At 51.8% G+C, this 11,755-nt stretch carries 10 protein-coding genes; 7 read left to right on the top strand and 3 right to left on the bottom strand.

What is annotated here, in order from left to right; genetic code table 11:
* Positions 1–9: 9 nt before the first annotated feature.
* Positions 10–2,811 carry a bifunctional [glutamate--ammonia ligase]-adenylyl-L-tyrosine phosphorylase/[glutamate--ammonia-ligase] adenylyltransferase gene (glnE, locus tag WG68_RS10175; RefSeq protein ID WP_046557586.1) on the top strand — a complete coding sequence of 934 codons (2,802 nt, stop codon included), beginning with the start codon at positions 10–12 and terminating at the stop codon, positions 2,809–2,811.
* Positions 2,812–2,823: 12 nt separating this feature from the next.
* Here glnE and WG68_RS10180 read toward each other — a convergent pair whose 3' ends face one another.
* The 3 genes from WG68_RS10180 to tolC all read right to left on the bottom strand — a co-directional run bounded on the left by WG68_RS10180 (position 2,824) and on the right by tolC (position 5,820).
* Complete coding sequence (locus WG68_RS10180; RefSeq protein WP_046557587.1) at positions 2,824–3,390, bottom strand: TcpQ domain-containing protein; 567 nt, start codon at positions 3,388–3,390, stop codon at positions 2,824–2,826.
* A gap of 2 nt (positions 3,391–3,392) precedes the next feature.
* On the bottom strand, positions 3,393–4,349 hold the full coding sequence (gene lpxL / locus WG68_RS10185) for an LpxL/LpxP family Kdo(2)-lipid IV(A) lauroyl/palmitoleoyl acyltransferase (protein WP_046557588.1): 957 nt from the start codon (positions 4,347–4,349) through the stop codon (positions 3,393–3,395).
* A 109-nt stretch (positions 4,350–4,458) separates the two neighbouring features.
* On the bottom strand, positions 4,459–5,820 hold the full coding sequence (tolC, locus tag WG68_RS10190) for an outer membrane channel protein TolC (protein WP_235357717.1): 1,362 nt from the start codon (positions 5,818–5,820) through the stop codon (positions 4,459–4,461).
* Between the two features lie 114 nt (positions 5,821–5,934).
* Here tolC and nudF point away from each other — a divergent pair, with 114 nt between their 5' ends.
* Genes nudF through WG68_RS10220 form a run of 6 tightly spaced genes read left to right on the top strand, consistent with a single transcriptional unit; the run spans position 5,935 to position 11,750 of the window.
* Positions 5,935–6,582, top strand: coding sequence for an ADP-ribose diphosphatase (gene nudF, locus WG68_RS10195; RefSeq protein ID WP_046557589.1), 648 nt, complete (start codon positions 5,935–5,937; stop codon positions 6,580–6,582).
* Complete coding sequence (locus WG68_RS10200) at positions 6,569–7,030, top strand: DUF1249 domain-containing protein (RefSeq protein ID WP_046557590.1); 462 nt, start codon at positions 6,569–6,571, stop codon at positions 7,028–7,030. Before nudF ends, WG68_RS10200 begins: the two co-directional genes overlap by 14 nt.
* The gene (locus WG68_RS10205; protein ID WP_046557591.1) at positions 7,027–7,812 is read left to right on the top strand and encodes a metallophosphoesterase; all 786 of its coding nucleotides are present in this window, start codon (positions 7,027–7,029) and stop codon (positions 7,810–7,812) included. Before WG68_RS10200 ends, WG68_RS10205 begins: the two co-directional genes overlap by 4 nt.
* The gene (locus tag WG68_RS10210) at positions 7,809–8,399 is read left to right on the top strand and encodes a YqiA/YcfP family alpha/beta fold hydrolase (protein WP_046557592.1); all 591 of its coding nucleotides are present in this window, start codon (positions 7,809–7,811) and stop codon (positions 8,397–8,399) included. The genes WG68_RS10205 and WG68_RS10210 overlap by 4 nt, the downstream gene beginning before the upstream one ends.
* Positions 8,400–8,418: 19 nt before the next feature.
* Positions 8,419–10,311: a DNA topoisomerase IV subunit B gene (parE, locus tag WG68_RS10215; protein WP_046557593.1), complete on the top strand. Its 1,893-nt coding sequence runs from the start codon at positions 8,419–8,421 to the stop codon at positions 10,309–10,311.
* 50 nt (positions 10,312–10,361) lie between these two features.
* On the top strand, positions 10,362–11,750 hold the full coding sequence (locus WG68_RS10220; RefSeq protein WP_046557594.1) for a tetratricopeptide repeat protein: 1,389 nt from the start codon (positions 10,362–10,364) through the stop codon (positions 11,748–11,750).
* Positions 11,751–11,755 lie beyond the last annotated feature (5 nt).

The raw sequence follows: 11,755 nt of genomic DNA on the forward strand, positions 1-11,755 counted from the left end.
GGAGACACTATGGGCATTACAGATCAGTATTGGCAGCAATCATTTAATCAGCTGAACGGCGCTGAATTGCCGGCCGGCGCGCAGCAACAGCTTAGGGTATTGCTGCAGGCCAGCTTATTTCTGGGCCGGACGTTATGCCAGCAGCCTGAACTACTGCCCTTGCTGCTGGATAAAACGGCGTTGGCAGCGCAACTATCGCAGCCCTGGCAAGACCCGCTGGTTCAGCTGGCAGCCACCGACGAAACCGCGGTATTCAGCTGTTTACGCCGCTACCGCAACCGGGCGTTAGCCATCTTATTAACAGCAGACATTTATCAGTTGCAAAGCACTGAACTGGGCCTGGCAAGGGTGTCCAGTCTGGCCGATAGCTTAATTAACAGTGCGTATCGCTGGGCCTATCAATTGCAGCAACAACAAAGTGGCACCCCCTATGATGAGCAGGGTAAGCCGATGCCAATGCTGATTTTAGGTATGGGTAAACTGGGCGGGCGGGAGTTGAATTTTTCCTCCGATATTGATCTTATTTTTACCTATCCGGCGCATGGCGAAACCCGTGACGGCCGCCGGCCATTAGAACATCAGCAGTTTTTCACCAAGCTCGGTCAGAAACTGATTGCGGCCTTGCATCAGGTAACGGCTGACGGTTTTGTCTACCGGGTTGATATGCGGTTACGGCCCTTTGGTGACAGCGGGCCGCTGGCGCTGAGTTTTGCTGCATTGGAAGATTACTATCAGGAGCAGGGGCGAGACTGGGAGCGTTATGCTTTGTTAAAGGCCAGAGTGTTGAACCCGGACGGGCAGCATAGTCAGGAGCTGCAGCAGCTATTAAAGCCATTTATTTACCGGCGCTATATTGATTTTTCAGCTATTGAATCACTGCGGCGTATGAAACAGCTAATCGAACAGGAAAACCGGCGTCGCAACCGGGTAGACAATATAAAACTGGGGGCAGGGGGCATTCGCGAGGTCGAGTTTGTGGTGCAAACCTTGCAGCTGATCAGGGGCGGCCGTATTCCGCAACTGCAACAGCAAAGTTTATTGCTGGCACTGGATGGACTGGTGCAGCATCAGATGTTAAGCGCGCAGCAGGCCAGAGAGCTGAAAGCGGATTACTTATTTTTGCGGCAAATTGAGCAGGCACTGCAAGGCATTGATGATAAGCAAACGCAAACCCTGCCCTCAGATAACACCGGGCGATGCCAGTTACTGAGCTGTTTAAATGAAACTGACTGGTCAGCGTTACAGCAGCGGATTGTGGCGGCCATGGCCCGGGTGCATCTGCAGTTTAAGCAGGTTATTGACCATGAAGATAGCCCGGAGCAGCAAGAATTAGGGGTGGGGCGGTTGTTGTGGGGCAGCCAGTTGCCGGCTGCCGAGTTGGCAGAGCAACTGGATTGGCTGGATACTGAAGCGGCTATCGCGCTGATTGAGCATTTGCAGGCGTTTCGCCATGACTGCCAGAAACGCAGCGTCGGGCCACGTGGCCATGACTTTTTAAGTAAACTTGTACCAATTTTACTGCATTTGTTGCAAACCGAGCAGGCCGACAGTCTGGTATTAACCCGGGTGCTTGGGGTGTTCCGGCAAATTATGACCCGTACCGCCTATCTGGAGTTATTATACGAAAACCCGTTGGCGTTGCAGCAACTGGTGCTGCTGTGCACCCAGAGCGGCTGGCTGGCTGGGCAACTGGCCCGTTATCCAATGCTGCTGGACGAGCTGATTGACCCCGAGCAGTTGTATCGGGTGGCTGATAAAGCCGATTATCAGGATCGGTTGCGCCAGTATTTGTTGCGGGTACCAGAGGATGACTTAGAGCTGCTGATGGAAACCCTGCGCCAGTATAAACAAGCGCAACAACTGCGGATAGCGGCGGCAGATATCAGTGGTGCTTTGCCGTTAATGCAGGTAAGTGATCACTTGACCTGGCTGGCAGAAGTGGTGATGGAGCAGGTGGTGACGCTTGCCTGGCAGCAAATGACCGCCCGTTATGGCTTGCCAGAGGGGGCTTCGGATACAGACCGCGGTTTTGCGGTTATTGCCTACGGTAAATTGGGCGGACTTGAGCTGGGCTATGGCTCGGATTTGGATCTGGTCTTTTTGCACCAGTGCGACAGTATGGGCAGCACCAGTGGTGATAAAGCCATTGATTCCAGACAGTTTTATTTAAAGCTCAGTCAAAGGGTGCTGCATCTGGCCACTACCCGCACTAACAGTGGTGTGTTGTATGAGATTGACACCCGCTTGCGACCATCGGGTAATTCCGGCCTGCTGGCGATTCATATTGCTACCTACCACCAATACTTACGTGATGAAGCCTGGACCTGGGAGCATCAGGCTCTGGTGCGGGCCCGTTTAATTATTGGCTCAGCGCGGATGGCTGCATTATTTAACCAGATCCGGGCTGACATTATTGAGCAACAACGAGAGCCGGCAAAATTACGGCAAGACGTGGTGGCTATGCGGCAGAAACTGCGCAGCCATCATGGCAGCGCCGACGATGATGTGAAACACAGCTTAGGCGGCATTGTTGATCTGGAGTTTATCAGTCAGTATCTGGTGCTGGCTCATGCTAAAGATTATCCGGCGCTTTATCGCTACAGCGACAACATGCGGATCCTTGATGCCGCAGCAGAGGCAGGCTTACTGCAACCTGAGCAGGTAACCGCGTTGCAACAAGCCTATCAGCTTTTGCGCGGTTGGGGGCACCGGCTAACATTAGCGCCAGCCAAAGTGCCCACCGAAAGCAGGCTGGCCGAGGCCAGAGCCACGGTGCACCAGGTATGGCAGCAGCTGTTCACGTCGCCATGACGGTAAGCCGGGTTAACGGCTGATTGCCTGACAATGTTGTTGTAAATAGGGTGTCACCCGATTCGTTACCACCACCGCCCGCTCGTTAGGACAAAAAAAGCTGACTACCGGCTCGGCAAAGTCAGGTGCAATTGATTTGGCAATATCATGCACGGTGCCAAGCAAGGTGCTGTCGGTTTGAAAATACTGCTTAATGACGTAGTCGCGCGGTAAGGTCCAGTACAATTCAATGCCCTCATTGCGGGCATGGTTGGCCAGGGTGGCTTTCAGGCTATCGCCAGCCCGAAACCGGCGGTCGGTAACCAGCCCTTGCCAGTTAGCCGGCGCAGGTAAAACGTCCCGGCCGCGTTGTGCCAGATTGCGGCTGAGCTGGCCACTGGTATCCGGCAGGGTAATATGAAAGTCACTTTGCTGACTACCCGATTGGCCACCACGAATTTTACTGTAAAACTCGGTAAAACCACGGGCAGCTGTATTCACCGTTTCTCGCTCCAACAGCAGCTCAGATTTAGTCAGTAGCAGATAAGCGCCGCCCAGCAGACTGCCCAGAATAAGGATAGTGCGAAACCAAAACCACATAATTAGTGTCTCCCGCCTGAGTTGTCTGGTGCTGCTTTATATAATGATGGTGCGTCCGGTGAGGGCCGGGTTTTAAAGCGACGATGCAACCACATATACTGTTCAGGATGTTTTAATACGGCCTGCTCTACCCATTGATTAACCCGGGTCACATCGGCTTTGTTATCGCCACTGGGAAAATGATCAAAGGCTGGCAATACGTCAATCTGGTACCCCTGATAACCAGGCAAGCGATAAGTATAGACCGGGATCACTACGCAGTTGGCGGCCTTGGCAAAAAGTAAGGTACCGGTAGTCGTCGCCGTTTCGGCTACAGCAAAGAAGGGGACAAATTCGGCCCGGTTGCGGCCATAGTCCTGATCTGGCAAATAAAAACACACTTCTTGCTCGTTCAATGCCTGGATTAGGCCTTTTACGTCGCGCTTGCCGACCATATATTTGTTGGCTTTATTGCGGCCATGGTATTGCAGGTAGTCCATTAGCGGATTATTGTGCGGCCGGTAAAAGCCGACACTGGGATGTGTTAAGCCAAACACCCGGCATGCCGCTTCTAAGTGCAGAAAATGGCCGGCCAGCAACAATACGCCTTTACCTTCTGCCATTGCAGCTTCAATATGCTGATAACCTTGCACTTGCCCCAGTTTGCGCACCCGCCAGGTTGGCCACCACCAGCCGATAATGGTTTCAAATAACGCCTTTCCCGACTCGGCAAAGTTGGCTTTGAGCAACTTATGTTGCTCAGCGTCCGGCATATCCGGGAAACACAGGGCGATATTGCGTGCAGCGACTTTACGCCGCGAGCCCAGTAGCCTGTATAACAACGCTCCCAGGCCACTGCCCATTAACATTAGCAGCCGATAAGGTAACCAGCTGATTAGCCACAGCAGGCCCACGCCCAGCCACAGTAACCAGTATTGAGGTAACAGAAAACGCCAGCTAAAACGGGGAGCATTTACCACTATGGCTGTCTCACTAGTAATTAATGGCGCTATTGTAACGAAAAAAAAGCTGTGGGAAAGGCAAAACTGGTAAGAGGTTCACCGCAAGCGCGGTGAACCTTGTGTCAGATTAACTGCTTAAGGCTTGATTGATAGCAAGCAGGTCTTGTTCCGACAGGTTACCTGCAGCCTGCTTTAACGACAAAATGGCAATAACATAGTTGTAGCGGGCGCCGGCTAAATTACGGCGTGCTTCAAACAGGTTACGGGTACTTTGCAGCACATCGACGATGGTGCGGGTACCTACCTCAAAGCCGGCTTCAGTAGCATTTAAGGCACTTTCTGCCGAAATAACCGCTTGCTCCAGCGCACGAATAGTGGCGATATTGGCATTGATATCGTTAAAGGACACCCGCACCTGGCGCATGGCAGTGCGGTGGCTTTGCTCCAGATCCTGACTGGCCGCCACATAGTTAGCCCGGGCAACCTCTGTTGCCGCCACTGTGCCACCACCACTGTATAGCGGTACCCGTAAATTTAAACCAATACTATTGTTGTCAAACCGCGGTGGATTACTGCGTTGGGAGTTGCCACTAAAGGTTCTTTTGGTTTCATCATCTGAGGTGCCGTAGCTGGCATCCAGGCTTAGCGTCGGGTAATGGCCAGCCTTGGCATTTTCAATATCATTCTGGGCAATATCCAGCGCCAGTTTACTGGCTTTAATATTCAGGTTCAGCTCTTCGGCAATGCTGACCCAGGCATCGGCGGTAGCCGGTGACGGTTGTACTGTATCAAACTTGGCCGTATCTAAACTGGCCAGCTGCTGATGATACTGGCCGGTAATTTCGCGCAGGGTCTCGCGGGCCGTTTCCAGCATATTCTGGGCGGCTATTTCCCGGGCTACGGCACTGTCAAACTGGGCCTGAGCTTCATGTACGTCGGTAATGGCGGTTAAGCCTACCGCAAAACGTTGTTTGGTTTGTTCTAACTGGCGCTCAATAGCCCGCTTTTCTGAACCGGCAAAGCCTAAATCATCGACTGCTTTTAACACATTAAAGTAGGTTTGCGACACCCGTACAATCAAGGCCTGGGCTTCTGCATCCAGAATGGTCTGGCTTTGCATCGCTTGTTTTTCTGCAGTGTTCAGATTTTTCCAGTTATTCCAGTTAAAAATAGACTGGCTCAGAGCAACCTGGGCATTCCAGCCAGTGGTATCTACTTCAACGTTAACTAGTTCATCTCCAATAAAAGTCTGGCTTTCGCGCATACTTTTGCTGTAACCCGCAGTTAAGTTAATCTGAGGCAGCAGGCTGGCTTTAGAAATGTCAATCCGCTCTCTGGCGGCATTGCGAATGGCTTCTGCTTTTAACAATTGCGGATCTTTCTGGGTGGCCAGCTGATACACAGTGGCCAGGTTTTCAGCAACAGCGCCGACGCTGAATACCGCTAAAGAAGAAAGTATTAAGGTACTTAAAAACGTTTTTTTCATCATTACCAAGTCCTGGCTTAAAAGGAAACTGCCCAAATGATAACCTGTTACGGTAAACTAAGTCAGAATTAAACCGTAAAGTTACCGTCAAGAGTGTAACAAAATGTGAGGGCAGACATGTCTGAAATCAATAGCACTGATTATCCATCATTCAGTGACCAGGATGTAGAGATAATCGATAAAAGCACGGTTTTTCAGGGTTTTTTCCGGGTAGAGCGCTGTCAGTTGCGGCATAAACTCTATGCCGGCGGCTGGAGCGAGCCGATGGTGCGGGAAATCTTTGAGCGGGGCCAGGCGGTGGCTGTGCTACCCTACAACCCGCAAACTGACGAGTTAGTGTTGGTTGAGCAGTTCCGGGTAGGGGCGATGAACGGCAGGCGCAGCCCCTGGTTGCTGGAAATTATTGCCGGTATGATAGATAAAGATCAAAGCGCTGAGCAAACGGCCCGTCGCGAAGCAATGGAAGAGGCCGGGCTTGAGCTTGGCGCCTTGTGGCCTATGTTGAGTTATTTTTCCAGCCCCGGTGGTAATACTGAGCGGGTGCAATTATTTCTTGGCCAACTGACCCAGCCGGTTAAGGCTGGCATTCACGGCCTGGCGGCCGAACATGAAGATATTTATATGCAGCCAATGCCGCGCGTTAAAGCAATGCAGTTACTTACTGACGGTGCCATTGATAATGCCGCTACCATCATCGCATTACAGTGGCTACATTTACATTTAACCGAGGTGAGACGCGCCTGGAGTAGTAATGCTGATGACTAAACCGCGGCAGTATCAGCCGCAGTTACCTGATTTTCTCAGTTTATGCGAGCGCAACTATGCGCGTTTAAATCGCTTGTTGCCCGCGCACTTTGCAGCTGGCTTACAGTGGCATATTGCCATCAATCCACAGCAGCATTATCAGCTAAGTGTGTTGGAATGCGGCCCCTTTACTACCCGGCTGCAAATTGAACTGATCGCGCCCGACCAACCGGTTTTGAGTAGTAATTTTGTTACCCCCAGTTTTGATGTGCAGCTGTATCATGATGCGCAACTGGCGGAAGTCGTGCGCGTGGCTCGCCAGCGTAAGTTTGCCGCGCGTTATCCCTACCCCAACCCACAAATGATGCAGCCGGATGAAAAACGTCAGATTAATCAGTTACTCTCAGACTGGCTTAAACTCTGTGTAGCCCAGGGTTACTCGGCAGCGGCAGTGGAACTGAAACAATGACAATATTGCAACTGCCGCCCAAAGCACATTATCAGATAGTGCAGTTAAGTGATTGTCATCTGTTGGCTGATATTGATGACTATTATCAGGGCGTGCAACCCGGCCGCTATCTGCAGCAGGCACTGCAGCACATTGCAGCTGACAAGCTGCCCGATGCTATAATTCTCAGTGGCGATCTCAGTCAGGACCACAGCGACGCATCATACCAGCTGCTGGCCCGGTTACTGGCGCCTCTTAGTTGCCCGGTGCTGCTGTTACCTGGTAATCATGACAACTATACCCAGCTAGACTGGTTAAGCCGGCAGGCGCCACTAGCAGCGGCAAGCAGTTTGCAGCTGGCCAGTTGGCAATTACTGTTACTGGATACTAAAGGCGACACGCCAGCGGGGTATTTTGGGCCTGAGCGGCGCCAGCAACTGGCAGCGCGTTTTGCCGCGAGCAATGCTGAACATTTCTGGTTATTCAGTCATCATCACCCGTTGCCTCTGGGCAGTGCCATTGATAAACATGGCTGGCAGGATGCACAGCCATTCTGGCAACTGCTGGCCAATGAACCGAGAGCCCGGGGCTTAGCCCATGGCCATTGCCACCATGCCTATGCCAAGCAGCATCAGCAAATTCAGCTGGTAGGCTGTCCGGCCAGCTCGGTGCAGTTTTGTCAGCAGCAAGCCTGGCAAACGCTCGATCTCGGGCCGATGTATTGCCAGTGGCACTTTAGCGCGGCGGGCCAGGTTAGCTGGCAATTTATCAGTGCCCACAGCCTGGCAGGAGAAACGGTTTGACCCTGTACTATCTGCACGGCTTTGCCAGTTCATCGCAGTCGGTAAAAGCGCTGCAGGCCAGCCAGTTTTTTGCCCGGCATTACCCCGGGCAGCATTTTATGGCCCCCGATTTAGCCTATACCCCAGGCGAGGCGATGGCGCAGCTAACAGCGGCCATGCAGCAAGCCCCGCCGCTGGCCATAATTGGCAGCTCGCTGGGGGGCTTTTTAGCCACAGTGATGGCCGAGCGTTATCAGTGCCGTGCCTGTTTAATTAACCCGGCAGTGGCACCGCACCAGGTACTGCATGACTATTTAGGCCACTATCATCATCCGGTGTTACAGCAGCAGTTTACCGTCGATAGCAGCCATATGGCCGAGCTGCAGCAATTAATGCCAAAGCGTCTGCAACAGCCAGCCAACTATTTAGTACTGTTGCAAAGCGGCGATGAAGTGTTAGATTACCGCAAAGCCGTTAGTTATTATCAGGGCGCGCAGCAGCAGGTGGTAATAGGTGGTGATCATAGCTTTAGCGGTTTTGCCGACTACCTGCCCGCCATTGCCGAGTTTTGCCAGCTACCTGCTGTTACTTTGACCCGAACCCCGTGACCAGACAGTGACCGAGAATATGACTGAACAACTGTACAATGCTGAATCGATTGAAGTATTAACCGGCCTGGAACCTGTGCAGCGCCGCCCGGGCATGTATACCGATACCACCCGTCCTAATCACCTTGGTCAGGAAGTAATAGACAACAGTGTGGATGAAGCGCTGGCCGGCCATGCGGATTTGGTACAGGTTATTTTGCATGATGACCAGTCACTGGAAGTGATTGACAATGGCCGCGGCATGCCGGTTGATATACACCCGGAGGAGGGCGTGTCTGGGGTTGAGCTGATTATGTGCCGCTTACACGCCGGTGGTAAATTCTCGAATAAAAATTATCAGTTCTCTGGTGGTTTGCACGGCGTGGGTATTTCGGTGGTGAACGCCTTGTCCAGCCGGGTTGATGTCAGTATCCGTCGCGATGGCAATGTGTACGACATTGCCTTTGAGCATGGCAACAAAGTCAGTGAACTGGCCATTACAGGTACAGTGGGTAAGCGCAATACCGGCACCCGCTTACGGTTTTGGCCCACGCCCTCTTATTTTGACTCGCCAAAGTTTTCCGTTAGCCGCTTGTTGCATGTACTGAAAGCCAAAGCAGTGTTGTGCCCCGGTTTAACCGTAAAATTTGACGATAAAATTAACCAGCAGCAATACAGCTGGTGTTATCAGGCGGGTATCCGGGATTACCTGGCTGAGGCGGTGCAAAACTATGTTGCCCTGCCGGAGCAGCCTTTTGTTGGCAACTTTGCCGGCTCGCAAGAAGCTGTAGAATGGGCCTTGCTGTGGCTACCAGAAGGTGGCGAGCTGGTCACTGAAAGTTATGTTAACTTAATTCCGACCGCTCAGGGCGGTACCCATGTTAATGGTTTACGTCAGGGCTTGCTGGAGGCATTGCGCGAGTTTTGTGAATATCGCACCTTGTTGCCGCGCGGCATTAAACTGTCGCCAGAAGACGTATGGGACCGCTGCAGCTATGTGCTTAGTGTGAAAATGCAGGACCCGCAATTTGCCGGCCAGACTAAAGAGCGTTTGTCATCCCGGCAATGCGCCGCCTTTGTGTCGGGTATAGTGAAAGATGCCTTTAGCTTATGGTTAAATGAACACACCGATATTGCGCTGGCGTTGGCCGATTTTTGCATAAACAATGCCCAGAAGCGCTTAAAAGCCGCCAAGAAAGTAATTCGTAAAAAAGTGACCTCAGGCCCGGCGCTACCGGGCAAGTTAACCGATTGTTCAGCGCAGGATCTGAGCCAGACAGAACTGTTTTTTGTTGAGGGCGACTCGGCCGGCGGCAGTGCCAAACAGGCACGGGATCGGGAGTTTCAGGCGGTGATGCCCCTGCGTGGTAAAATTCTCAATACCTGGGAAGTTGACTCCGGGCAAATTCTGGCCTCGCAGGAAGTGCATGATATTTCCGTGGCGATAGGTATTGATCCCGACAGCCAGGATTTATCCGGGCTGCGTTATGGCAAAATTTGTATTCTGGCAGATGCCGACTCAGATGGTTTACATATTGCCACCTTATTGTGCGCATTATTTATGCGTCATTTCAGCGCCCTGGTGACAGCCGGCCATATTTATGTGGCAATGCCGCCGCTGTACCGGATTGATATAGGCAAAGATGTTTACTATGCGCTTGATGAAGATGAAAAGAACGGCGTACTGGACCGGATTGAGGCCGAGAAAAAGCGCGGTAAAGTGAATGTACAACGCTTTAAAGGTTTGGGCGAAATGAACCCCTTGCAGCTGCGTGAAACCACCATGGATCCAAACACCCGTCGTTTGGTGCAGTTAACGATAGATGATGTTGACCAAACCATGGAAATGATGGATATGCTGTTAGCCAAAAAGCGCGCTACCGACAGACGCGATTGGCTGGAAATGAAAGGCGACCGGGCGCTGATTGCCTAGCCGCCGTTATCATAATGGCCTAAGTTATTAATTAAGGGTGTATAACCGTTTTGATTAAATTCTGTTGCTACCTATTATTACTGTTGGCATTTAGTCTGTCGGTACAGGCACAGCCTATCCCGGGCTGGTTGCTGGAGCTGGAAAACCTGAAGTATCGTCAGCCCGAACAAAGCCTGGCCATGCTAACTGAGCGCCAGCATGAGTTTGCCAGCCAACCCGATTTGGTCAAGGCCTACTGGCTGCGCCAGCAAGCGGCATTATACAGTGCGCTTGGGCGGCATCAGCAACAACAGCAAGCAGCTCGCCAGGCTCTGGAATTACTGGACGGCACTGAGTCGGCTTTAAAAGTAGAAGTATGGTACGAGCTGGGTTATGCGCTGGAAATGCAGATGCAACTCGATGAGGCCATGCGCCATTATCAGCAGGGCACTGCGCTGGCAACCCTGCTGGATGATGAAAAGCTGATCTTACGCGGCCAGGTTAATCAGGCCGCTATTATGAGTGAGCAAAACAATGATCAACAGGCGCTGGCGCTGTTAAAGGCGGTATATCAGCGTGCTGAGTTATTGCAAGACCAGGAAATATTAGCCGAGGTTAACGCTCAGCTGGGTTTAATGTATTCTTCACTGGGCTTTGAAAATGATGCATTAGAGTTTTTACAGCGGGCACTGGGGTTATATCAGCAGCTGGGTTGGGTGAAGAATGAAATAGCCGTATTATTTAATCTGGCCCGCACCTATAGCTATCAGGAACAATATCATCTGGCGTTGGAGCATTATAATCAGATGCTGCAAGGCAGCTTAAACGCAAACGATAACGTCAATTTATACCATGCCTATTTAGGGCTGGCGATAACCAGTGCTGAAATGCGTCGCACTGAAGCGGCACTGGGTTATATCGAGAAAGCAGAGCAGTATTTGCCGCATTTGCAATCAAATTATCATGTGCAATCGCATCATTATGAAAAAGCGCTGATCTATCGTGATCTGGCACAAACGTCTCTGGCCATGCAGGAATTACTGTTGGCGGAGCAAGCGGCAAAACAGCCGGCCGATCAGGCCGATCATGTTGCGCTGGCCATTATTCTGTTGCGCGCTGAATTACTGGCGCAGCAGGATCAGTATCAGCGGGCCTATCTGGCGTTGCATGAATTTATTGATGGTTTTCAGCTGCTACGTAACAAAGAGAATGAACTGGCGTTGGCGCACATGCGGCTGGAGTTTGACAGCGAGCGGCAGCAGGTTCGTACCAGTTTGTTGGAAGCAGAAAACGAGCTGAAAGCGTTGCGGCTGCAAGAAGTCGAGCGCAAACGGCAAATTCAGCTGTTGTGGCTGGCCATTCTTGGCTGCACCAGTTTAATATTATTTGGCATAGTGTTGTGGCAGTTTAGCCGGCGTGGTGGTAAGCCCCGTCGTGCCAGTAACGATGTGCCGTTATAACGCTT

Source organism: Arsukibacterium ikkense (assembly GCF_000987775.1).
In the GTDB taxonomy this organism is placed as follows: domain Bacteria; phylum Pseudomonadota; class Gammaproteobacteria; order Enterobacterales; family Alteromonadaceae; genus Alishewanella; species Alishewanella ikkense.